Below are 24,105 nucleotides of genomic sequence, written 5' to 3' on the forward strand. Positions count from 1 at the left end.
ATAGCGATGAGCACTACTGCCCCCGAACACTCTGCCACTGGCGCTGGAGCTGCTGAAACCCGCGCTGTGCCCACGCCGGTCCGTTACGATCCGATCATGGTCGTCGCTGCCGCGGGCTCCGCCGACGATCCGACCTTCGCCATCTGGCAGGTGGAAACCGACCCCGACGTGCAGCTGGGCGATTTCTCCGGCGCGTGGTTGATCGACGGCGCAGGCATCCACGGCTTCGCCGCCAGCGCGGATTGGATTGAGGGGACCGACGACCGCGCGGCCATGCTCTCCGCGCTGCTGCGCTACCCCGTGCTGTTTGTGGGCGACGAGGCGGCGACGAAGATGTTGCCGACGGAGGTTGCGCTGGTTGATGTGGAGGCGACAGAGGTTGCTCTTAATGACGCCCTCGCTTCCGCCAAGCAGCACTTCAGCGACGAATTCCCGGGGAAGAAGCAGCCAGCGTGGGGGAGCTTCCGCGCACTGGAGGAGTTCCGAGAGGCGGGGAAGGCCGGCGCTGGCGAGGCTGAGGGCTCCGACAGTGGGGCCGGCGAGGCTGAGCGGGCGGCTGCGGGGACGGCTGAGGGTTCTGACAGTGGGGTCGGCGAGGCTGAGGGCTCTGACAGTGGGGCCGGCGAGGCTGAGCGGGCGGCTGCGGGGACGGCTGAGGGCTCTGACAGTGGGGCCGGCGAGGCTGAGCGCGCGGCCGTGGCGGCTGCGCTACAGGAGGCCGCGGTACTGCGGGGCTGGATTGCGCAGTACAACGCCTTCGACAAGCTGCGGGTCCGCCGAATTGGTGCCGTGATCAGCGATTTTGCGGCGGCTCAGCCGCTTCCGGTGGTTCTTACCCAGCGAGGTTAGCCGGGCGCGGTTACGCTTAGACGCATGAAACCCTCACCCCTTATCGGAGCCGTCGGCGGGTATGAATCCGCTGGCGGTTCCGGTGCTGCGCGGGCTACGGGAAGTGATGCTGACGGAGGCTCAGCAGTCGGCGGGAGCGTGGTCTCTCTGTCGCAGGCGCGCACTGCGCGCCGCGACGGCGCTGGGGCTGCTGGCACTGGCGCTAGCACTGGGGCCGCTGGCACGGGCGCTAGCGCTGAGGCTGCTGGCACTGGCGCTGGGGCTGCTGGCGCTGGGGCTGAAGTGCAGGAAAGCATGGGGGTCATGTCCACACCCGGGCGGGGGACGAACAGGGACTCTGGGCCTCATACAACCGTCTTCACCGTGGTGGCGGAGCACCACTTCCCGGGCGTTGGCAGGTACTCGCGCCTGCTCAGTGTCTCTGGTGCCATGAGCGTGGCGGACTTTGCCGACGCAGTCCTCACCAGTTTTCGCTGGCCAGAATCCGTGAACCGGGTCCCCGAGGCGCACCCTACTCGTTACGTTGCACGGGAGGATCGCGCCGCTGACAGCGGTGACAATGCCAGTGGAGTAGACGGCGCCGGAACTGCCGCCCCCGGGCCCGCCTGGAGCTTCCGCGCCCGCACCGCCGGGCGTGTACGCGTCTACGCCAAGGGGGCGAACTCCATCGGCACCGCCCTGGGCGACATCTTCCGCCGCGGCACCATCGGCGTGCTCAAGGTGGAAGGCTACGACTTCAGCGTCAATGTCACGGATACCACCACACGCCATGAAGACTTCGAGCTGGTCAGCACCAACGGAGCCGCCACCGGCTCCCCCTTCGACGCGCCGGGCGAGGCCGAAGCCGAAGCAGTTCTGCTGGCAGCCGACTTCCTTGCCGATGCTGAGGATGACGGCGCTGGGGCGGGTGGCGTCCAAAAGAATCAGGAAGATGAACTCGCCGCGCACCTGCACCCTGCGGGCATTCCCGCGCTGGTCGATATCACTGAGGTGAATGTGGCGCTGGCGGGAGAGGATACCGTCGAGCAGATCCTCGCCGAAATCGACCCTGAGCTGCGGGATCTGCTGCGCGAGCGAGGTCTGTACGAGTTCATTCCGCTGCTGCAGGCACTGGATTTGGAGCGGCCCGCGAACGTCACAGAGCACGCCGCCGAGCTGCTGGCGGATGCGCCGATCGAAAAGAGCAAAATCGGGCGTGCGGCTGCGTGGGCGCGGATCATTGCGCTGTCCACGCTGGTGGATTCGGAAACTGACGAGGTCAGTGAGGCCTTCATGTCGGCGCTCGGCTTTACGCGCGCGGATGCGAAGCTGCCGCCGAGCGATACGGCCCTTGGTACGGACGCCCTTAGTGCCAGCGAAATCAAATGGCTGTCGCGGCGGACCGGGCGCATCTTGGCTCAGGTGGGAGCCAGCAAGTGGGAGCCGCAGCCCGATGACCAGGCTGTTCCGTTGGTTCCGCAGTGTTCGCTGCTGGAGCGGCTGGAGATGTACCGCTTCGTCCTGCAGCACTAGTTTGGGTGCTGGCGGGGCTCCGGCCCGTCCGCAGGCCTTGACCACCTGCTGGTTTGTCTGGTTTGGCCGGGCTGCTGCGGTAGTTTGTGCAGCCGGCGTTTGTGCAAGGGGGGTTTGTGTGTCGGTGTTGGTGTATTCGGCGTGTGTGCAGTGGGTGTTTGTGCGTCGGATTTGTTGCATTGCTAGAGAGCAACCTGGGTTCGTCGGAGCTGCGTGGGTCCTTGGCTGTTAGCTGTCGGAAAAGTTGCAGTTCCGGGCGCGAAATATCGGAAGAGTTGCAGCTCCAGCCGTGAAGTGCCGGAAAGGTTGCAGTTCCGGGTGCGAAATGTCGGAAAAGTTGCATCTCCTGCCGCGAAATGTCGGAAAAGTTGCAAAACGTTTCTGGACACGGTCGGAGAGGAATCGGGAAAAGGCTCTGACCTGCAGGTTTACGAAAGTGGAAATGGGTTGCAATAACAAATTGCAACATTTCCGACACTTAAGCATCTGGGAGAGGTAGAGCTAGCAGGGCTGGGAAAGGTGGGAGTGACTGGAGTGGCTGGAGAGGCCAGAGGGGCGGAGCCGGTGGGGCAGGGGAAGGTGGGGGTGGCTGGAGAGGTGGAGCTGCGTGGGTCTTTAGCTGTCAGCTGTCGGAAAAGTTGCAGTTCCGGGCGCGAAATGTCGGAAAAGTTGCAAAACGTTTCTGGACACGGTCGGAGAGGAATCGGGAAAAGGCTCTGACCTGCAGGTTTACAAAAATGGAAATGGGTTGCAATAACAAACTGCAACATTTCCGACATTTAAGCATCTGGGAGGGGTGAAGTTGGCAGGGAGGAGCGGAGCCTGTCTAGAGCTTCCAGGTTCAGCCCAGCTAGCGCCTGAAGATAAGGAACTTCTGGATCAGGAAGTTCAGCACCGTCGCCGTGCCCTGGGCAATCACGAAACTGATCGCACGCACCCAGAATGCATTCAGGTCAAAGCCTTCCAGCCACGGGATAGACACCTTGTACAGCCCCCACTGCACCACGAAGGTCAGCCCGTAGGTAGCCATGGTGATGGCGAATCGGCGCCCGCTCGGCTCCGCCTGGAAAGTCCACCGACGGTTGATGAAGTATGCCGTCAGGGTTCCCAGCACGAATCCCAGTGCTTTGGCCACGCCATCGCTCAAGCCAAACGCAAAGGTGAACAGCGCCGTCGAGCCGAAGTCGACGATGGCGCTGAAGCCTCCGACCAGCACAAACTTCACTAGCTGCGAGCGGATCATGCGTTGCGCGCGGCTGAGGTTGCCCTGCTCCGCCGCGTCCCGGCTCAGGTCGCCTCGCTCCGCCGCGCCCCGGCTGAGGTCGCCCTGCTTCGCCGCGTCCCGGCTCAGGTCGCCTTGCTTCTCCGCGTCCCGGCTGATGCCGGCAGGTGCAGCCTGCCCGTCCACATCGGGGTCGGAGCCCGGTCGCGGCGAGGGGGCGCCATCAAAAGAGGGCCTAGACATCCGCATCACCCGCGCCAGCACTAGAACCAGCACTAGACCCAGCACTGCCAGTCCGCGGCGGAACCACCCGCACCGCCTTTCGCGACGTGCGTGGCGCCGACCGGAACGTCCACAGCTTGTTGAACAGGAAGTTCGCCGGAACCGCCACGATCACGCCAATGAAGTTGCCCCAGTACGCGCGCGTGCGCAGCCCCGTGGAGTTATCGAAAATATCGTGCGGCAGCGCGATCGGCGACTCCGGGTGCACCAGCGCCGTCGAAACCACCAGCGTGATGATTAGCCCAAACACACCCACCGCCATGAACTGCGGCAGCTGCTTCCACCAAGCGCGTTTCTGCTCGTGGCGGAACGTCCAGTAGCGGTTCAGACAGAAGTTCCAGATGTTCGCCAGCAGGAACGCGATCACCGAAAACACGTGGTACCAGCGGAAATGGTATTGGCTGCCGAGGAGGTTCAGGAAGGCATCCTGCACATCCACGCCCCAGCCGGCCTCTGCGGCCTTCTTCGACAGCACGAAAATCGCCTGGTTGACGATGAACCCGGACGCGCCAACCAGCCCGAACTGGAGGAACTGCCGCGCGACGTTGCGGCGGCGCGAGCGGGTACGCGTTGGCGCGGTGGTGGCGCCTTCGGCGTTTTTCTTATCGACGCCTACCTGGTCAGCGGCCTCGACGGGCTCAGCACTGGGGGAGGTCTGGGTTTCGGACACGGTCACTTCGGCTAACTTAATCCTCGGTTAGGTGGTGCTCTGCGGGGCTGGAGGCTTGCCCGGCTGTGCCCGGGGCTCCGCAATAGTTACCTAAGGGTACGCCTGTGACCGGTTGAAAAGGAAAATCCCGCCCGGTGTGTGTGCTTAAAAAGTTTCTTAGAACTGGGTGCGCCGAGCCTTGCCCGCGCTACCTACCCGGCCGGCGGAACTGCTCGCGCCGCCCCAGCGCATGTAGCCGCAGCCACTCTGCGAACCCCTTCGGGTCTTTCTTCTGCACCAGGAAGAACCAGCCGAAGCGGGCGTATTCCTGCGGCAGCAGCTTGCGCATGCCCGGCTGGTTCATGATGTACCCGCGGTTGCGGTACGTGAAGTAGCGTTTGAACTCATTGTCCGGGTACTGCGTGTGCATCTTCCCGCCGAGGATCGGTTTGAACTCATCCGACCCGTCGGGGTGCAAGTATGCGCAGGTCAGACAGGTTCCGAAAGGCAGTCCGCTGCGAACCAGACGGCGGTGGTATTCCACCTCATCCCCACGGATAAACAACCGATAATCGGGAACACCAATTATCTCCATCGCCCGCGCACTTATGAGCGCCCCGTTGAACAAGCTGGCGATTCCGGGCAGAAAGCTCCCCTCCAGCTCAGAGAGCGTCCGCCGCCACACCAACCCCTGGCGCAGCGGGAAGGCCAGTCGCTCCGGGGCGTCGATATTGCACACCACCGGGCTGACTTCCTCTAGCCCCTCGCGCTCCGCAACCTCCTGCAGGGTAGCCAATACGTGCGCGTCGGCGGGACGTCCGTCGTCGTCCGCGCACCAGATCGCGTCGGCCCCCAGGGACAGCGCCGTCAGGAACCCCAGCGCAAAGCCGCCCGCGCCGCCCAGGTTCGTCGCAGACCCCACGTAGTGCGCGCGCGAGCCGCACACGGATTCCACCAGCGAACGAACCGCCGGGTCGTTGCCGTTATCCACGACCACCACGTGCGCGACCTCCGCGCCTTCCTGGCCTGCAACTTGGCGCAGCGAGGCCTCCAGCAACTCCACGCGATTATGCGTGACGATCACTGCGGCAACGGTATCGTTCCTGCTCAGGGGCATTGTGTTAGGCCTGCTCCTTTTCCGTAACTAGCTCTTGCACCTCGCGGCGGCGCACCTTGCCCAACTGGTCGGCGGGCAACTCCTGGAATGCATGGAATACCTTCGGCACCTTATACGCAGTAAGCCGTTCTTTGGCGAAGGCGCGGAAATCGTCGGCGTCAATAACAGCACCATTGGCCAAAACCACAGCCGCAGCGACGGTCTCGGACCCGTCCTTGCGCTCCACACCAACGACGGAAGCCTGCTCGATGGAGGGGTGCTCGCACAGGACTTCCTCCACCTCGGCGGGGTAGACGTTGAAGCCGCCGGTGATGATCATCTCCTTGATACGCGAGACGATCTTCAGGTAGCCGTCGGATTCCATGACGGCCATGTCGCCGGTGCGGAACCAGTCCTCGTAGAAGGCCTCGGCGGTGGCGTCCGGGCGGTTCAGGTAGCCCTTGAACACCTGCGGGCCGCGGACGACCAGCTCGCCGGGTTCGCCATCGGGCATGGTCTCGGCGGGATTGTCGGGGTTGGCCACGCGGATTTCGGTGGAGGGGAACGGCACACCGATGTAGCCCTCGCGGCCCTTACCCATGGGGTTACCTGCGATGATGGGCGCAGTTTCGGTCAGGCCGTAGCCTTCCACGATGTTGCCGCCGGTGGAACTTTCCCACTCGCGCACGGTCTCTGCGGGCAGGGCGCTGGCGCCGCTGAAGGAATTGCGGATGCCGGAAAGCGGCATGTCGCGCTTCTCAGCCTCCTTCATGATGTTCTGATACAGCGCGGGCACGCCGGGCATCCAGGAAGGCATGTTCTTCTTCATCACACGCATAACCAGCGGCATCTCGGGCGCGGGCAGCAGCTGGATTTCGCCGCCGATCATCGGGGCAAGGGTGATGTTCATAGTCAGGCCGTACGCGTGGAAGATCGGCAGCGCAGCCAGCATTACCTCCGGCTTTGGCCCCTTGCCCAGACCCTTCACCCAGGCCTGGCCCTGCCGCAGATTCGCAATGAGGTTGCGGTGAGTCAGCACGGCGCCCTTCGGCTTGCCCGTAGTGCCGGAGGTGTAGAGGATCAGCGCGGGATCGGACGGGTCGGTCTTCTTCTTATGGACGCCCCCACGCAGCATCTTCACACCGTCTCCGCCCGAGCGCATGAAGCTCTTCCAGGAGACGGCGGCGGGAGCCGGGCCGGTGAGCTTGTCCTTCATAGCCTTGATCTTCGGGATCGGCAGCTTCAGGGCGTAGCGCAGCGGGGCGGGCATTTCGTCCGGCAGGGTAACGGCAATGACGGTATCCAGGGGGCTTTCCAGTCGCAGGTGCTCGGCGACGCCGGCGACCTTGTCCCAGAAGAAGGCGACCTTTGCGCCGTGGTCGTTGAAGGGGTGCTTCAGCTCGCCGGCGGTGTACAGCGGATTGTGCAGGATCGGGACGGCACCGATGTTCTGAATTGCGTAGAAGGCGATGAGGGCTTGGGGGCAGTTCGGCAGGGCGATGGCGACGTGGTCGCCACGTCGCACACCCAGCTTCTGCAGGGCCTCGGAGGCGATAGCGACTTGGTTGCCGTACTCCGCGTAGGTGGTGGTCTTGCCGAAGAAGGTGAATGCGTTCCGCTCGCCGATAGTTTCTACCGCGTGCCAGAAGACCTCCTGGAGGGTGAAGCCCGCGGGGTTTTCTGCCGGGTCTTCCAGGTCGATGGTGTGCGGTGTCCACGGGGTGTAGTGCTGGAGCCACACCTTGGAGTTGAAGGCTTCCGATGCGGTTGCGCCGTCGCTGGAGTTGGTGCCGGCGGGGGTGGCTTCCTCGTTGCTGGCGGGGGTGCCTGCGCCGTTGTCGCCGGGGGTGCCTGCGCCGTTGTCGCCTGCTGGGTTGGTCAACTGTTTCACCTGGTTCTACGTTGTTTTTGGTGGTTGTTTGGGATGTTTTATGACTGGTTGTTTGTGTTTGGTTTTGTACGTCAGCCCTGGAGGAGGCTCGTGAGGGCTGCGACATGTGCCGTAACACTGACCGAGTCTAACTGTTTGGCTGCCTCATCTGGCCGGGTTTTTTTTTAATTCTCTTTTTATCCATATTCTGTGCTGGCAATCTGAGCTGGCGATGCTGGTGCTGTGCTGGCGCGGCTACTGGTCGTGTGCTGCGCGGCGCTGCGCCGAAGGAATTCGTGCGTGGGTGGCGGAGATTGTGCTAGGGGAGGCGAGGGGCGTCAAAAATAGAGCGTTGAGGCTACGACCACGCGGGCGTGCCGCCGCTAAAGAGCGTGCTGGGCGGGCGCGTCGGGCGTGCGGCGAGGAGGCTGAAATGTTCGCTGACCTGGCGAATTGCCGTGCCAGTGTGATAGGTGTCCGCAGTCACGCGCAGGAGTGTGATGCCTCGTGCTTGGATTTCGTTCTCTCGCTGCCGCTCCTGTAGTAGTGCGCGCTGGACGGCTTCCTCGGTGGTGCCGTACTTTTCGCGCCCGTCGTATTCGACGGCGAGGCCGACGTCGAAGAACATGTCGACCCGGCCGATCGTCCAGCCATTCGCGTTAAGTATGTTGACCTGCTGCAACGGTGCGGGCAGACCGCCTTCCCAGAAGCGGATTTTCAGCTGCGATTCGCGCGGGCTTTCGGAGCATGGGGTGATAAGGCGCGCGGCGGTGCGGGCGCGCTGCGTGCCTTTGCGGTTGAGCGCGTGTGGCTTGGTTTCTGGATGGCACAGTCCCTCTTGCCACTCGAGCCATTCTCGCCACTCCCGCCACGTAAGTTTCTTGGTGTGCAGCGCGGCCTCCGTCGCAATGACGGCATCGTCCAGCGAATGTCGAAGCCCCAGTTCATGGCATGTATCCAGTAGCCCGCTCGCCCAAATTTTGCCGAATTCGGTCGCGATCGGTACGGCGCGCCGACCTTGCCCCGGTGCCGCGAGGTAGCGCTCTGACCTGCCGTTTTTGCCCATCATTGCCCTTTTTGGTGACGCCAGTTCCACCGTTTCCGGCGGCCCGAACCTTTCTAGGGGTAGGCCGTGGAGGAAGGCTGCTGTTTTGCCCGCTGCGAGGGCCGGGATTTTGTGGGTGTAGCGGAGGTATTCCGCCACGATGTAGGCCTGCGCTTTGATCGCCTCGGCGTTGGGGTCTTGGCCGATCTCGCGCCAGAGGCTGGCGGGGATGTAGACACCGCGCGCGAGCCGGACGGCTTCGCCTTTTTCCGCCCAGCGCTGCCACTTGCGGGCCTGGGATGGGCAGATCCGGCGCACATCGACCAGGTGTTTTACCGGCAAGTGGTGCTTGGCGGACCTGGTCTTGGTGGTTTGGCTCTTGGCTGGCTTGGTGGCTTGGCTGGTGGCTGGTTTGGTGGTGAGGCTCTTGGTGGTTTGGCTGGTGGCTGGTTTGCTTACGCTGGCTTTGATCCTATCCCCCGTCATGGGAGGTATCTTTACACCTTTTGTCGTGCATCTTTGTCCCGGCTTTTACTGACTTGTGGATAACTTCCGCCGGAAGTGGGACTTTTCCCCAGGCGCAAAATTTCCTGATGCCAAAACCCCTGCGATGGTGTATATAAGCCCAGGTTCAGCGCGGCTGCACACCTGCAAGTGTCGTCAGGCGGGGAGTGGGTGCCTAGATATAAGGTGCTGCCGAGGGGCTTCCAGGTACAACCGAGCCACTCAAATGTCGCTGGATCGGGAATGTGTACCGGTTGGGGCATCCTGCACGCCTCGCTGGGGTGGGAAATGTCGTTAGATCGGGAATGTGTACCGGTTGGGGCATCCTGCACGCCTCGCTGGGGTGGGAAATGTCGTTAGATCGGGAATGTGTACCGGTTGGGGCATCCTGCACGCCTCGCTGGGGTGGGAAATGTCGTTAGATCGGGAATATGTTATTGGAAGTGGTTTGCAAGATTGTAAAAGCACAGGTCAGCGGGCCGGGGAATTTTGCAAGTTGCTGCGGACGCTGGCAGATTCCCGATTCAACGACATTTGGGGCGGATGGGGGTGCTGTTTGGCCTGGTTTGGCCGACAGATTCCCGATTCAATGAAGCGTCCTGGTTTTCGTTCCGCTTATTTAACGCCCAACGTTTGAGCGCCTGATCGTTGATAGTAGGCGTCCTCCATCTCCTGTGGAGTGATATATCCCAGGGATTGATGAAGTCGCTGGTTGTTCCACCAGTGCACCCAGCGAAGGGTAGCGATCTCGATTTCACCGACCGATGTCCACGGCCGGTGGGGATAAATCAGCTCTGTTTTGTAGAGCCCGTTGACCGTTTCAGCCAACGCGTTGTCATAGGAGTCGCCAACGGTGCCGACAGATGGATCGATACCCGCCTGGGCGAGCGCTTCACCGTAACGGATCGACACATATTGCGAGCCGCGGTCACTGTGGTGGACAAGCCGTTCTGAGCGAAGATCACCAGCGTGGTACAGGGCGTGCTCAAAGGCCTCCAGCGGAAGTTCATCGGTACGCATGCTCGCCCGAGTCGCCACACCGACGATCTTCCTGGAGTACACATCGGTGATAAACGCGGTGTAGGCAAAACCAGACAAGGTGCGCACATAGGTGATGTCAGCGACCCACAACCGGTGCGGTGCGGGGGCAGTGAAGTCACGGTTGACCAGGTCAGGGCGGCCATCCGGCACGTTGGTCCGAAGCGTTGTCATCGGTGTGCGGCCACGCCTGCGGCCGTAAATGCCAGCTTGCTTCATCAAACGCGCGGTCTGATCACGACCGATGTTCCAGCCGGCGCGCTGCATAGCCTTCCACATCTTGCGGACCCCGTAGACGCTGAAGTTGTCCTCGTAGACCCTCACCAGTTCAGGAATGAGCAGCGCATCTGACAAACTCCTCGCCGATGGCGCTCGTGTTTTCGCTGCTCGGTAGCCACGAGAGGTGATGAACCCACATTCTGTCTCTTTCAATGTGCGACAGATAGCCTCGACCCCGAAGCGATCGCGATACGCATCGATGTATTCGATCATCTTCTGGTGGGACGGTCGAGTTCCGCTGCGAAAAAAGCTGACGCGGTTTTCAAGATCTCATTAGCCCTGCGTAGCTCCTTAATCTCTTTCCGGAGCCGCTTCAATTCGTCAGCCGTTGACTCGCCGGCGCCAACCTCAACATCGGACGAGGCCATATTCGGCTTCAACCAGTCGTTGAGCGTGTGCGCTGGAATGCCGAGCTTTTCACCGATCTCTACGGCTGCACCCCATTTCGAGCACCCTTCGAGCTCAACGAGGTCCTCAGCCAAACGCACTGCCTTGGCCTTGAACTCGTCACTGTACTTCCTTGGCATGATTCCAATCCTTCCCTAGAAATGATCGGAACTAAACCCAGGACACTTCACAACGACATTTGGGAGCCCGGTTGGAGGCTTTCTAGTGTTTTACGGGTGGGAAATGTCGTTAGATCGGGAATATGTTATTGGAAGTGGTTTGCAAGATTGTAAAAGCACAGGTCAGCGAGCCGGGGAATTTTGCAAGTTGCTGCGGACGCTGGCAGATTCCCGATTCAACGACATTTGGGGCGGTTAGGGGTGCTGTTTGGCCTGGTTTGGCCGGTAGATTCCCGATTCAACGACATTTGGGCTGGATGAGCGGGGCGCAGGTGGGACTGTGGGGGAGGGGGGAGGTTGTGTAGGGCAGTAGGGAAATTGGGTTTGCGTAGGGCAGTAGGGGAAGGTGGGGTGCCTGGGGCAGGGGCCCCACCAGCGGACCTCTACCAGCGGAAACTACATCCGCCCCAGATCCTTCAGCACCTGGCGCACGTGCGCGCCCGCCTCCGGCCCTTCATAGGCCTCAACCACGTCTTCCACGCGGCCGACCTGCCGGACCTCTCCGTGGTCAATCCACATCGCACTATCGCACAGCTGCGCCAGGAACTCGTTGCTGTGAGAAGCGAAGACCAAAATACCGCTCCGCTCCACCATCTCCACCAGTCGCCCGCGCGCCTTGGCCATAAACGCCGCATCCACGGCGCCGATGCCCTCGTCCAGCAGCAGAATCTCCGGATCGATGCTGGTCACCACGCCCAAAGCCAGACGGATACGCATACCCGTCGAGTATGTGCGCAGCGGCATTTCCAGGTACTCGCCCAGCTCGCTGAACTCGGCAATCTCGTCCATCTTCCGCCGCATCGCACGTCGCGTCTGCCCCAGAAAAAGCCCGCGGATCATGATGTTCTCGTACCCGGAAATCTCCGGATCCATGCCCACGCCCAGGTCAAACACCGGAGCCACGCGCCCGCGCACCACAGCCGACCCGCGCGTCGGCTCATAAATCCCACTCAGCAGCCGCAGCAGCGTGGACTTGCCGGCGCCGTTGTGCCCGACCAGGCCAATCCGGTCGCCATCATGCAGATGCAAATTGACGCCCTTAAGCGCCTCCACCATCACCGTATTCGACGAGTTCCTGCCGATCGCGCCGCCGGCAGCCCCCAGGAATGTCTGCTTCATGGAGCGGGTCTTCGCATCGAAGATGGGGAAGTCTACGCACGCGTCGTAAGTGTCAATCGAAACCATGTCATCTCACCTTGTTGTTTCAGTTGTCGCGGCTGTCGGGCGCCCGCACGCCGGGGCGCCTACTTGCCAAAGCCAAGCCATACCAAGCACACCAGCTAGCGCAGCTAAACCCAGTAGCTCACGCGGAAGCGCCAGCGGCGCATCGTCAGCAAAGCCAGCGCAAGCCCGGTTACGGTCAGCACTGCGACGATCCCCCAGTGGTACGCAGGGACGGGCTCGCCGATCATCGGCCCGCGGACAATCTCCAGGTAGTGGTATAGCGGGTTGATCTCCGCAATCTTCGCCCGCTCGGCCACTGCCCCGCCCTGGTCACGCAGGGTTTTGGTGGTCCAGACGATGGGCGTCATGTAAAAAGCCAGCTGTACCAGCGAATCCAGCAACGGGGCTACGTCGCGGAACCGGGTGGCGATGATGCCGAAGAACATGGTCACCCAGATGCCGTTGGCGATCATCAGGGCCATGGCGGGCACCACCAGCAGCACTTCCCACCCCAGCGAGGGGCGGAACACGGCCAGCAGCACCAGCCAGATCACCAGGTTGTGCAGGAGGAATAGGAACTGCCTCCACACCAGGCGGTACACGTGCACCGACAGGGCCGAGGGTAGCTGTTTAATCAGCCCCTCGTTGGCAATAAACACTTCGGAGCCGTCCTTGATGCACCCTGCGATGAATCCCCACAGGATCAGGCCGACGGCGACGTGTGGCAGGAAGCTGGCGAGGTCCTGCTGGAACAGCAGGCTGTACAACAGGCCGAGCGCCAGGGCCATCACGCCGGTGGCGATGGTGATCCATAGGGGGCCGAGGGTACTGCGCCGGTAGCGCTGCTTGATGTCCTGCCAGCCGAGGGCCAGCCAGAGCTCGCGCTGCGCCAGCCCCTGCTTGAGGTCCGTCCACGCCGCGGCGAAGGTTTGGGAGTTGCTAGCTGGGATGTCGCCGTCTGCCGCGGCGGTGATCCGCTGGAGATCCGCGGCCTCTGGCATTTTGTGTGGCATGTTTTCCTGCTTCGCGTTTGTTGTTGCTGTGTTTCTTGTTGCTGCGTTTGTTGTTGATGTTGCTTGGAGGCAGTCTATTTTACTTTGGCGCGCCCATACCTCCTATTCCCGGCGAGTCCTCGACTGCTTGAGCGGTTGTATTGGTGGCAGGGTGCGGGTGCGACCGGGGAGTGGTGTTGTCTGTCCGGATTGGGCGCTAGTATCGGGTGAAGTTAGTTCCCCGACTTTTTCGCAGCGGGCCGTCGGCGCCCGGGTCGGGGAGCTTTGGGCACCGCCATGCACAGGCGGCGCGATGTGCAGGAAGCGCAGTCCGCAGCAGTCTAAATATAAGGAGAAGTCCAGTGTTCGATGTGCCACGGGTACGGGGGTTGTATGCATCGCTATCGGATGGCTGGACGTATTTAAACGCGCAGGATTTCCCGCAGGTACCAGAGAGAGTCTCGTCGGCGGTGGCGCGGAGTTTCCGGGTGGCTTCTTTGCTGGAGCCTCCGGAGTCTGCGACGGGCTCGCATTCCCGTGCGCAGCGCCTGGGCCGCCGCATCGGCGAGTCTTTCGGGGATTCCGCGCGCATAGCCATTGCGGATCTGACGGGCGCGCGGCCGGAGAACGTGGTGCTGGGTGCCTCCCGTGCGGCGCTGTTGGATGACTTGGCGCATGCGCTTTACCGCCGCCTGCGGCTGGGCCAGCAGGTTGTGCTTTCCCGGGTCGACGATCCGGCGAATCTGGCGCCGTGGAAGCATGCGGCGGATCTGTACGGCGCGCGGGTGCGCTGGGCGGAGCCGGATCTTTCCAGTGGGGTGCTGCCGGCCTGGCAGTTTACGAATCTGGTGGAGCCGGAGACGTCCGTGGTGGCTGTGTCTGCCGCGAACCGCTACGTGGGTGCGGTGACGGACGTGCGGGCGATTGCGGACTGTGTGCGGGCGAAGTCCCGGGCGCTGCTGGTGGTGGACGTGGACTCTTTTGCTCCTTACCGCCTGGTGGATGTGGAGCAGATGGGCGCCGACGTGCTGGCTCTGGATGTGGCCAGCCTGGGCGGGCCGAATGTGGGTGCGTTGGTGTTTAAGGAGGATGCCACCCGCCGGGCTGTTTTCCGTTCCGAGCATGGTGTGGGCGTGGGTGGCGTGGCCGAGGGCCTGCTGGGTGGCGTGGCGGAGGCTGTGGATCACCTGGCCCGCCTGGACGATTCCGCCCGCGGCACCCGCCGGTCGCGACTGAAGGCCGGCCTGCCGCGTGCTGCCGAGCACCTGAACATGTTGGCCTCGCACCTGGTGGAGGGGCTGCAGAGCTTAGGTACCGTCCACGTGCTCGGTGTGGATGGTGATGGCGACGTGTTGGAGGAGTTTTCCGCTGTGGACCGCGTGCCGCGTGTGAGTTTCCTAGTGGATGGGGTGCCCGCGGGCGTGGTAGTGCAGCGCCTGCTGGCCAATGGCGTGGTTGCGGGTGTGGTCGCGCCGGGGCAGTCGCAGTTGCTGGAGCGCATGGGGGTTTTCGAGGAGCACCCTGCTGCCTCGTCGGATTCTCCGCTGGATCAAGCCGGTGCAGTCGCCGTGGGGTTCGCCCCGCACAACACAGTGCATGATGTAGAGCAGTTGGTGCGGGTGGTGGCGTCTGTAAGATAGCGCTGCACAAAGTAACGCCACGTAAGTTAGCGCCGCGCAAATTAACGCCGCGCAAAAGGGTTTCCGTGCGGTAGCGTGGCCGTGTGCTTCGACTGATTACTGCGCTTACACCGATAATTTGGGGAACGACATACATCGTTACCACCAACCTGTTGCCGCCGGGCCGTCCGCTGCTGGCGGGAGTGCTGCGCGCGCTGCCTGCGGGTTTGATGCTGCTGCTGTGGTTCCGAAGGCTGCCGCGCGGCCAGTGGTGGTGGAAGTCCGCGGTGTTGGGGGTGGTGAACATCGGTGGCTTCTTTGCTCTGCTGTTCGCTGCGGCGTATCTGTTGCCGGGCGGGGTGGCGGCGATTGTGACGAACACGGCGCCCCTGTGGGTGATTGCCCTCAGCCCGGCGCTGTTGGGCACGCGGATTCAGCCCTACCAGGTGTTGGGTGCGCTCGTCGCCGTGGTGGGTGTGGCTTGTTTGGTATTGACGCCCTCTGCGGCCTTAAATGCCGGCGGTATCCTCGCGGGCTTGGGCGCCAGTGTGTGCATGGGTTTGGGTGCGATTCTGGCGAAGAAGTGGGGCAAGCCGGACGATGTGCCGCAGTTGGCGGTGACGGGTTGGCAGCTGACGTTCGGCGGATTGTTTTTGGTTCCGTTGCTGCTGGTGGTGGAGGGGCTGCCGGACCACGTGACCGGCCAGAATGTGTTGGGGTATGCGTATCTGACGATCTTCGGTGCCCTGATTGCGTACGGCATATGGTTCCACGGTTTGGCGAAGTTGGACGTGGTGCAGGTGGCGATTCTGGGCGTGCTGAGCCCGGTGACGGCGACATTCCTGGGCGTGGTGTTCGTCGGTGAGCGGCTGAGCGTGGTGCAGTGGGTTGGCCTGCTGCTGGTGCTGGCGGCGCTGGTGTTGGTGCAGACGGGTGGGTGGCCGCGGCGGCGTGGGCACCGCGTGAAGTCGCGCGCTTAAATGCTTCGCCCGCTGCTTAGGGGGCGCGGGCGGCTAGCCAAGCCGCGCGGCTAGGTGCGAGCTTGCATGGCGCCGGGGCTCGAGCCGGGCCCGCCGCTTAGGGGGCGCGAGCCGGGCCCGCTGCTTAGGGGGCGCGAGCCGGGCCCGCCGCTTTTGACAACGCGATCGCCGTGCCTAGCTCTGCGGTAGTTCGAGCACGATCTTGCCGGTGACCTCCCCGGCCAGCAGTGCTTGGTGGGCGGCGGCGGCTTCGGCGATGGGCATGATTCGGTCGATGTGGTGGGTGATTTCCCCGTTTTCCAGCAGGGGCCATACGTTGCGCAGGGTTTCGGCGACGATGTGCGCCTTGCCATTTGCGTCGCGGTAGCGCAGGCCGGTGGCACTGATGTTTCCGCGCTTGTTGAGTAGCTTGGCGATGTTTAGTTCGCCCTTCACGCCGCCTTGCATGCCGATGATCACGATGTGCCCGTCGGGGGCTAGGGCTTTGATGTTCTGGTCGAGGTACTTGGCGCCGATGATGTCCAGGATTACGTTTGCGCCACCGTGGGCTGTGAGGACATCGGCGAAGTCCTCTTCCTTATAGTTAATGAGGATGTCTGCTCCGTACTGGCGGCATACGTGCAGCTTTTCCTCGGAGCCGGCGGTGACGGCCACGGTGGCGCCGAGGGCTTTGGCCAGTTGGATGCCGAAGATGCCGATGCCTCCGCCGCCGCCGTGGAAGAGGATGGTATCGCCGTCGCGTAAGCGGGCGGTCATCATGATGTTGGACCAGACGGTGCAGGCGACTTCTACCACGCTGGCGGCTTCGGCCAGGCTGTAGCCGGTGGGGATGGGCAGCAGTTGGCCTTCGGGCACGGTGGCGTATTCGCTGTATCCGCCGCCGGAGAGTAGAGCGGCGACTTCGTCGCCTGCGTGCCAAGGTGTGCCGTCGGCGTGGGTGGCGCCGTTGGGGTCTTCGATCACTCCAGCGGCTTCGAGGCCGATGATGTTTGTGGTGCCGCGGGGTGGGGGATAGTGGCCTTGGGCTTGGAGGGTGTCTGCTCTATTGACGCCCGCGTAGTGGATGCGTACCAGGGCTTCGCCGGGTTGGGGGTCGGCGATGCTGGTGGTTTGCCAGGTCAGGGAGCTGGGGTCTGCGCTGTCTGCCTGGACGATTGCGTTGGTGGTGATGCTCATGGTCTCCACCCTAATGAATCATTGTGTGGCTGGGAATGGGTGCGTTGTGGTGCGGGGTGTAAGATGTTTTGAGCGGTATTGAGCCGCGTTGGAAGTATGGCAGAGCGGCCGAATGCACTGGTCTTGAAAACCAGCGATGGGAAACCATCCGGGGGTTCAAATCCCTCTACTTCCGCAAAATTTTTCACGCCCCCGGGGCGGCCGAGTTGTGCCCTCCGGGGGGCGTGGTGTATTGAACCAAGAATTCAGTGAAGTCTGAATGTTGACTTAAGGGAGTGGGGGTAAAATGGGGGTATTCTTGCAAACTTCGTGGAGGGGAGTATATAGGATCAACCTATGAACGCTCGCTACTGCATGAGAATCATATTCAATTAGTTTTTCGGAAATCTTAAAATTCTATTATATAGAGCTGTAATCGTGCAGTTGCGGGTTTCAGATCCGGTTTGCGGGCGCATAAATCCGAAGTCGGAGAATAATAAATCGTTATATATACGAAATCTCCTTCAATGGAATGAATAACCTACGTCTTGAACTTCATGGCCATGCAGCTAATCTGAATCCGAAGTTCTTAATAGTTTTGCCTCAACTAGGCAATTTCGGTTGCGGAATAGCCTTTCGCATCTGACTGACTATTGGGAACCCTGACGTGTGGCCTGCCCGCTGTGGGTTGGTCGTCGAGAGATTTTTAGAGAAGTCTTCGGAAAGGACTTAACTCATGGCAAACTTGCGCGGACGTTCCATCCGTACTGGTTTCGGGGCAGTTGCCCTTGGTTTCAAGAACAACAGCATGAAGTCCATCGCGGCTGCGGGTGCTGTGCTGGCTCTGGCTACGACGGGCACTGTGGTAGTTGCTACCCAGACCGCCCCGGCGGCTGTGGCTCAGGACGCCGCAGTGGCGCCGCAGCCGGATGCGGATGGCGCGATCAACGTCGACGCCATCGCGGACGGCACCATTTCCTCCGGTACGCAGCTATCTGCTGCGCAGACTGTCGCCAAGGACGTTGTTTCTGGCCGCGTCAACCTGATGACGCCGAAGAACTCCGCGATTCTATCGACGAAGTACGACGGTTTCGAGGGCGCGCCGGATGGCACGAAGGTCTACTTCCAGTGGAAGGATGTAGATGGCGCGGAGTCCCCGATTTACTCCGCAGAAACCCACACTATTGACGGAGTCCTCGGTGCGAACGGCCCGGGTATGTACGCTTTTAAGGTGCCGACGTGGACTGATGCAAACGGTAAGGAGCGTCAGTACAAGGCTTTGACGGCTCAGAAGATGCGCGTCTGGTCTGATACACCGGACAATGAAGAGACTGGAAATGAACGTGAAATCGTTCGTGTAGCTCCGGGTTATACACCGTATGCGTACGGCAAGGGGTCCGGCGACGGGCTGGGTGAGTTCCCGGGTGCTGTTGGTACGAACGGTAACATGCAGGGCACTGGTGTCTGGCTTGCCGAATTGCCGACTAACCCGAACAACTACTGGATGGGCGACAAGAAGCCGGAGCCGGGCTTGCCGCTTCCGAATGGCCTGAAGGTGATCAAGGATGACCGGGAGGTTAGTGGTATCAAAGATTGGTACGACTACTCCGGCCGTGTATGGCTAGAGACCGGCAATGAGCGTCAGCTCTTGACCGGTTCGACTGGTACGGGAGAGCCTTCCGGTATTGGCTACAAGGTGTACGCCGCGACGCTCACGGAGGAAGGCCGTCAGGCTAACGCTGCGGTCAAGAAGCTCCCGGCTGAGGAGCGCGCGCTGGCTACCAAGCAGATGCTCGAGGAGCACCCGGAGTACGTCCAGTCGGTCCGTTACACCGAGACTGATGAGAACGGTGATTACACCATCCGCGTGCCGAAGGATGAGTACCACCCCCACGACACGTTCATGTGGGTTGAAAATAAAGATGGTGAGAAAATCGTTGGCTATGGCCAGTGGCAGCAGCCGGTTTTCCACTCCGTGAATAACTACTCGACAACGTGGGCGCCAGCAGGTAGCCCTGCAGAGAACAAGGCACTTCCGGTTCGTGGTGCCCGTTTCTACAACATCCACTTCGCTGCAGTTCCGGACCGCCGTGTGGATCTGGACATCACCAACTTCAATACCACCGACACCCCGGCCAAGCCCGGTGATGTCGCTGAGGTGAAGCTCTCTGGTGACCTGCCGCTGCTGCCGAACAAGATTGAGTGGCGCAAGAACGGCAAACCGATTGGCAAGTCCTGTGACATTGAGCTTCTCAATGACCTGAAGGACTGTGGCTCCTTCACCGTCCCGGATGATGCTGAGACTGGCGACATCTACTCTGCGGTACTTGTGTCTGGTGCCCAGGATGTTGCTTCTGACTCCTTCATGGTGAGCACCAAGACCGTTGTGGATCCGTCTGGTGTGAAGCCGGTCAACCCGACCGATGCGAAGCAAGACACTGGTATTGACGTTAAGAACAAGGACGACGACACCAAGATCTCTGCGAAGGATAAGAACGGCAAGGACGTTCCGGTTGAGATTGATGAGAACGGCAATGTCATCGTCACCCCGGGCACTGATGCAGAGGGTCCGATTTCTGTAACCATTGAGGATCCGGATCTGCCGAAGGATGAGAACGGTGAAAACAAGGTCGTCGTTGACGTTCCGGTTGAGCCTGTAAAGGATACTGATGGTGATGGCACCCCGGATTCTGAGGATCCGGATGCTGATGGCGACGGTGTGTCCAACGATGATGAGAAGGAAGCTGGCCTTGATCCGCTGAAGCCGGATACCGATGGTGATGGCACCAATGATGGTGACGAGGACACCGACGAGGACGGCAAGCCGAACAAGGACGAGTCCGAGGTTCCTGAGGGACCGGTCACTGACGAGGACGGCGACGGCCTTGGTGATACCGGTGTTACCGATAAGGATCCGGAAGATGGCAAGGCTGACATCACCGATGGCAAGCCGACCCCGAACGATCCGAACAAGGATACTGATGGTGATGGCACCCCGGATTCTGAGGATCCGGATGCTGATGGCGATGGTGTGTCCAACGATGATGAGAAGGAAGCTGGCCTTGATCCGCTGAAGCCGGATACCGATGGTGATGGCACCAATGATGGTGACGAGGACACCGACGAGGATGGCAAGCCGAACAAGGACGAGTCCGAGGTTCCTGAGGGACCGGTCACTGACGAGGACGGCGACGGCCTTGGTGATACCGGTGTTACCGATAAGGATCCGGAAGATGGCAAGGCTGACATCACCGATGGCAAGCCGACCCCGAACGATCCGAACAAGGATACTGATGGTGATGGCACCCCGGATTCTGAGGATCCGGATGCTGATGGCGATGGTGTGTCCAACGATGATGAGAAGGAAGCTGGCCTTGATCCGCTGAAGCCGGATACCGATGGTGATGGCACCAATGATGGTGACGAGGACACCGACGAGGATGGCAAGCCGAACAAGGACGAGTCCGAGGTTCCTGAGGGACCGGTCACTGACGAGGACGGCGACGGCCTTGGTGATACCGGTGTTACCGATAAGGATCCGGAAGATGGCAAGGCTGACATCACCGATGGCAAGCCGACCCCGAACGATCCGAACAAGGATACTGATGGTGATGGCACCCCGGATTCTGAGGATCCGGATGCTGATGGCGATGGTGTGTCCAACGATGATGAGAAGGAAGCTGGCCTTGATCCGCTGAAGCCGGATACCGATGGTGATGGCACCAATGATGGTGACGAGGACACCGACGAGGACGGCAAGCCGAACAAGGACGAGTCCGAGGTTCCTGAGGGACCGGTCACTGACGAGGACGGCGACGGCCTTGGTGATACCGGTGTTACCGATAAGGATCCGGAAGATGGCAAGGCTGACATCACCGATGGCAAGCCGACCCCGAACGATCCGAACAAGGATACTGATGGTGATGGCACCCCGGATTCTGAGGATCCGGATGCTGATGGCGATGGTGTGTCCAACGATGATGAGAAGGAAGCTGGCCTTGATCCGCTGAAGCCGGATACCGATGGTGATGGCACCAATGATGGTGACGAGGACACCGACGAGGATGGCAAGCCGAACAAGGACGAGTCCGAGGTTCCTGAGGGACCGGTCACTGACGAGGACGGCGACGGCCTTGGTGATACCGGTGTTACCGATAAGGATCCGGAAGATGGCAAGGCTGACATCACCGATGGCAAGCCGACCCCGAACGATCCGAACAAGGATACTGATGGTGATGGCACCCCGGATTCTGAGGATCCGGATGCTGATGGCGATGGTGTGTCCAACGATGATGAGAAGGAAGCTGGCCTTGATCCGCTGAAGCCGGATACCGATGGTGATGGCACCAATGATGGTGACGAGGACACCGACGAGGATGGCAAGCCGAACAAGGACGAGTCCGAGGTTCCTGAGGGACCGGTCACTGACGAGGACGGCGACGGCCTTGGTGATACCGGTGTTACCGATAAGGATCCGGAAGATGGCAAGGCTGACATCACCGATGGCAAGCCGACCCCGAACGATCCGAACAAGATCGCTGCAATTGTTGGTGGCACGATTGTTGGCTCCGGTCTGCTTGGTGCTCTGCTGGGTAACCACGATGGTGCTGCTGGTTCCTCCACTCCGGGTAAGCCGGGTGAGGCTAAGCCGGGTAAGCCGGGTGCTGAGAAGCCGGGTGAGGCTAAGCCGGGTAAGGCTGGCGACCAGGGTGCCAAGCCGGGTGAGGCTGGTAAGCCGGGTAAGGCTGGCGACCAGGGTGCTGCCGGTAACCAGGGTGCTGCGGGTAACGCAGGCAACGCTGGTGTGACCGGTAACGGTGGTGCTGCGGATGCTGCTTCCCAGGGTGCCGAGGCCGGTTCCCGTGGTGGCAACCTGGCTGTGACCGGTGTGTCCGGTCTGGCTATCACGCTGGGTGCGTCTGTGATTGCCCTGGCTCTGGGTGGTGCCCTGATGGCACTGCGTCGCCGCCAGAGCTAACTCCCATAAAGTTAGCCCCCAAAGCTAGCCCGCCAGGGGCTAGCTTCCCCGCCTAGCTGGCGCGGAAAACCTCCGCGATCAGCGGCAACTCCTCGAGCCCCGCTCCCGGTGTACGCACCAGGAGCGGGGCTCCTGGCATTCCAGACACACACTCCACCCACTTCAACCTCCGCGCATCCACTGCGCGACGCCCCACCTGGAACCACCACAAAGCGTGCCCCACCAACGCCCACGAATCATCCGCGAAACGCACCACAAACACTCGATCCCCCAACTCCACGCGCCGCAGCCCCTCCAGCGCCACCTCATTGTGCTCCGGAGCCACCGAGAACACCGCAGCTGTCAAACGCTCCACCACGCCCAGGCGATGCACAAACCCCTCCGCATCCTCCACCACCAATGGCGCTCCCGCCCGGCACGCCCGCACTGCCCGAAAACGCCACACCACCGGCTGCGCCCCCGCACGCCGGCCACGCACCACTACCCACCCCAGTGGCTCCTCCGGCTCCACGGAAAGCGTCACCACCGGCCCCGGATCGGCCGTCTCCACCACGACGGTGCGCGGGGCAGGGGAGGCCGAAGGGGCGTCACTAGGTGGAACAGTAGGCGCCCCCGAAAGAACCGGGGCAAAAGAATAAGGGTGCAGGCGCAGCAGCTCATCACACGCCTCCACCAGCTCCGCATCGGTGGCGTTAAAGCCCACGCCCACCGACTCCAACTGAGCCCACAACTGCGCAAACGGCACCGAAGGCTGAGCCTCCCACGCCGCGCGCAGGCGCTCGACGACGGACGGGATGCGTGTTGGATCCTCCGGATGCACGGCGCTAGTCAGCCTGCGGGGAGGCCAGGTCGGCGGACGTGGCGCGGTCAATTGCATCCACGTCGTCGTCCTGCACACCAACCCCGGCGAGCCCGGCGCCCTGCACGCCAGCCCCGGCGAGCCCAGCGGCCGGCAGCGCACGATCCAGCGCGCGGAGCAGCACATCCGTCTCCTCCGGCACCGTCACCGTCACGCGCACGCCCTCGCCCGCGAAGCACCGCGCCACCACGCCCTCGCGCTTCAGCGCCTCATCCAGCGCCTCCGCGCGCTCGCCCGCGTTCAGCCACACGAAATTCGCCTGCGAGGGGTACGTCAGCGGTTCGGCTGCCCCGTCCACATTCGTGGCCGCAAACCCGCCCGTCCCGGCCTCGTTGTCCGTGCCGTCCGCAGCTTCGCCCGCCGCGCCGGCCCTGCCAGCCCTAGCCCCAGCCGGAACAACCTCCGCCAAGTACGCCTCCACCCGCTCGCGCTCCGCTACCGTCGCATCCACGCGCGCAGCCAGCTCGGCTTGTGCGTCCACACTTGCAACCCCCGCCGCCTGGGCCAGCGCATTCACGCCGAACGGAATCGCCACCTTATTCACAGCCTCCACGAGCTCCTCCGGCCCGACCATGTAGCCCAGCCGCAGGCCCGCCAGCCCATACGCCTTCGAGAACGTCCGGCACACCGCCAGGTTTGGGTAGTGGCGCAGCTCCTCCAGCGCCACCGGCGACTCCGCATCCCGGTTGTACTCCACATAAGCCTCATCCAGCACCACCGTCACATCCTCCGGCACACGCGCCATGAACTCGCGGAACTCCTCGCGCCCCACCGTCGTGCCCGTCGGATTGTTCGGGTTGCACACAAACACCAAGCGCGTACGCTCGCCGATTGCTTCACTCATTGCCTCTAGATCATGACGCCCCCTCTTCAGCGGCACACCCACCCCCACCGCACCGGCGATCTTGCACAGGATCGGGTATGCCTCGAACGACCGCCAGGCGTACACCACCTCATCGCCGTCCTGGCACGTGGCCTGCACCAGCTGCTGGCACAAGGCGGAACTGCCGTTGCCCACGGCGACATTGGCCAGGTCCACCCCCAACCACTGTGCCAACTTCCCCCGCAAAGCGCCCGAAGCCATGTCGGGGTAGCGGTTGAGGTGCGAGGTGGCGTCAGTAATAACGGCACTCACAGAAGGCAACGGGGAAAGCGACGACTCGTTGGAAGCCAACTTCAGCGCGCCCGGCTGCGACGTGCCCGGGACATAGGCGGGGAGGGTGAAAAGATCGGGACGAATCATACTGCACAGTGTAGTTGGTGGGGTCAGATGGGCTAGCGGGCCAGGTAGCGTGCGGAGCCGGGGCGCGTGCGGAGCTGGGGAGTGTGCGGAGCTGGGGCGCGTGCGGAGCTGGGGAATGTGCGGAGCCGGGGTGCGTGCGGAGCCGGGGAATGTGCAGAGCTGGGGCGCGTGCGGAGCTGGGTAGTGTTCGAGCATGTGGGGGG

At 62.1% G+C, this 24,105-nt stretch carries 16 protein-coding genes and 1 tRNA gene; 6 read left to right on the plus strand and 11 right to left on the minus strand.

All coding sequences use genetic code 11. From position 1 onward, the window contains the following. The first annotated feature begins 6 nt into the window (after positions 1-6). Together ACKFRT_RS08830 and ACKFRT_RS08835 are read left to right on the plus strand one after the other, a co-directional pair. Positions 7-849, plus strand: a complete 843-nt coding sequence (locus ACKFRT_RS08830) for a hypothetical protein (protein ID WP_408925027.1) — start codon at positions 7-9, stop codon at positions 847-849. A gap of 24 nt (positions 850-873) precedes the next feature. Then, on the plus strand, positions 874-2,361 hold the full coding sequence (locus ACKFRT_RS08835) for a hypothetical protein (RefSeq protein WP_408925028.1): 1,488 nt from the start codon (positions 874-876) through the stop codon (positions 2,359-2,361). A gap of 850 nt (positions 2,362-3,211) precedes the next feature. Here the strand turns inward: ACKFRT_RS08835 and ACKFRT_RS08840 are convergent. The 8 genes from ACKFRT_RS08840 to ACKFRT_RS08875 all read right to left on the minus strand — a co-directional run bounded on the left by ACKFRT_RS08840 (position 3,212) and on the right by ACKFRT_RS08875 (position 13,089). Next, positions 3,212-3,826: a GtrA family protein gene (locus ACKFRT_RS08840; RefSeq protein ID WP_408925029.1), complete on the minus strand. Its 615-nt coding sequence runs from the start codon at positions 3,824-3,826 to the stop codon at positions 3,212-3,214. Further along, positions 3,819-4,556: a GtrA family protein gene (locus ACKFRT_RS08845; RefSeq protein WP_408926089.1), complete on the minus strand. Its 738-nt coding sequence runs from the start codon at positions 4,554-4,556 to the stop codon at positions 3,819-3,821. Before ACKFRT_RS08845 ends, ACKFRT_RS08840 begins: the two co-directional genes overlap by 8 nt. A gap of 166 nt (positions 4,557-4,722) precedes the next feature. Beyond that, positions 4,723-5,631, minus strand: coding sequence for a glycosyltransferase (locus ACKFRT_RS08850; protein ID WP_408925030.1), 909 nt, complete (start codon positions 5,629-5,631; stop codon positions 4,723-4,725). 4 nt (positions 5,632-5,635) lie between these two features. Then, positions 5,636-7,501 carry a long-chain-fatty-acid--CoA ligase gene (locus ACKFRT_RS08855; protein WP_408925031.1) on the minus strand — a complete coding sequence of 622 codons (1,866 nt, stop codon included), beginning with the start codon at positions 7,499-7,501 and terminating at the stop codon, positions 5,636-5,638. Between the two features lie 337 nt (positions 7,502-7,838). Next, complete coding sequence (locus ACKFRT_RS08860) at positions 7,839-9,011, minus strand: hypothetical protein (RefSeq protein WP_408925032.1); 1,173 nt, start codon at positions 9,009-9,011, stop codon at positions 7,839-7,841. Between the two features lie 633 nt (positions 9,012-9,644). Next, positions 9,645-10,873, minus strand: a protein-coding gene (locus ACKFRT_RS08865) for an IS3 family transposase (protein ID WP_408925033.1) whose coding sequence is annotated in 2 segments (ribosomal slippage) — positions 9,645-10,597 and positions 10,597-10,873 — 1,230 coding nt in all. Because the reading frame shifts where the segments join, the coding sequence is not laid out codon by codon here. Between the two features lie 435 nt (positions 10,874-11,308). Beyond that, complete coding sequence (locus ACKFRT_RS08870) at positions 11,309-12,097, minus strand: ABC transporter ATP-binding protein (protein ID WP_408925034.1); 789 nt, start codon at positions 12,095-12,097, stop codon at positions 11,309-11,311. A gap of 104 nt (positions 12,098-12,201) precedes the next feature. Then, positions 12,202-13,089 carry an ABC transporter permease gene (locus tag ACKFRT_RS08875; RefSeq protein ID WP_408925035.1) on the minus strand — a complete coding sequence of 296 codons (888 nt, stop codon included), beginning with the start codon at positions 13,087-13,089 and terminating at the stop codon, positions 12,202-12,204. A 341-nt stretch (positions 13,090-13,430) separates the two neighbouring features. Here ACKFRT_RS08875 and ACKFRT_RS08880 point away from each other — a divergent pair, with 341 nt between their 5' ends. Both ACKFRT_RS08880 and ACKFRT_RS08885 read left to right on the plus strand, forming a co-directional pair. Then, entirely contained in the window at positions 13,431-14,708 is a 1,278-nt protein-coding gene (locus tag ACKFRT_RS08880) for an aminotransferase class V-fold PLP-dependent enzyme (RefSeq protein WP_408925036.1), read from the plus strand. A gap of 83 nt (positions 14,709-14,791) precedes the next feature. Beyond that, entirely contained in the window at positions 14,792-15,667 is an 876-nt protein-coding gene (locus ACKFRT_RS08885) for an EamA family transporter (protein ID WP_408925037.1), read from the plus strand. Positions 15,668-15,841: 174 nt separating this feature from the next. Here the strand turns inward: ACKFRT_RS08885 and ACKFRT_RS08890 are convergent, their stop codons facing one another. Continuing rightward, on the minus strand, positions 15,842-16,843 hold the full coding sequence (locus ACKFRT_RS08890) for an NAD(P)H-quinone oxidoreductase (RefSeq protein WP_408925038.1): 1,002 nt from the start codon (positions 16,841-16,843) through the stop codon (positions 15,842-15,844). A 90-nt stretch (positions 16,844-16,933) separates the two neighbouring features. On the opposite strand from ACKFRT_RS08890, the gene ACKFRT_RS08895 reads away from it, so the two are divergent. Together ACKFRT_RS08895 and ACKFRT_RS08900 are read left to right on the plus strand one after the other, a co-directional pair. Continuing rightward, positions 16,934-17,018: transfer RNA gene (locus ACKFRT_RS08895), tRNA-Ser, on the plus strand. 540 nt (positions 17,019-17,558) lie between these two features. Next, a complete protein-coding gene (locus tag ACKFRT_RS08900; protein WP_408925039.1) occupies positions 17,559-21,800 on the plus strand; it encodes a hypothetical protein in 4,242 nt (1,413 codons plus the stop codon). Between the two features lie 52 nt (positions 21,801-21,852). On the opposite strand, the gene ACKFRT_RS08905 is transcribed toward ACKFRT_RS08900, so the two are convergent. Together ACKFRT_RS08905 and ACKFRT_RS08910 are read right to left on the minus strand one after the other, a co-directional pair. After that, positions 21,853-22,677 (minus strand): hypothetical protein, encoded by an 825-nt coding sequence (locus ACKFRT_RS08905; protein WP_408925040.1) that lies wholly within the window; start codon positions 22,675-22,677, stop codon positions 21,853-21,855. After that, the gene (locus ACKFRT_RS08910) at positions 22,625-23,902 is read right to left on the minus strand and encodes a pyridoxal phosphate-dependent aminotransferase (protein ID WP_408925041.1); all 1,278 of its coding nucleotides are present in this window, start codon (positions 23,900-23,902) and stop codon (positions 22,625-22,627) included. Before ACKFRT_RS08910 ends, ACKFRT_RS08905 begins: the two co-directional genes overlap by 53 nt. Positions 23,903-24,105: the final 203 nt, after the last annotated feature.

The organism is Corynebacterium jamesii, assembly GCF_046097395.1.
Lineage (GTDB): Bacteria > Actinomycetota > Actinomycetes > Mycobacteriales > Mycobacteriaceae > Corynebacterium.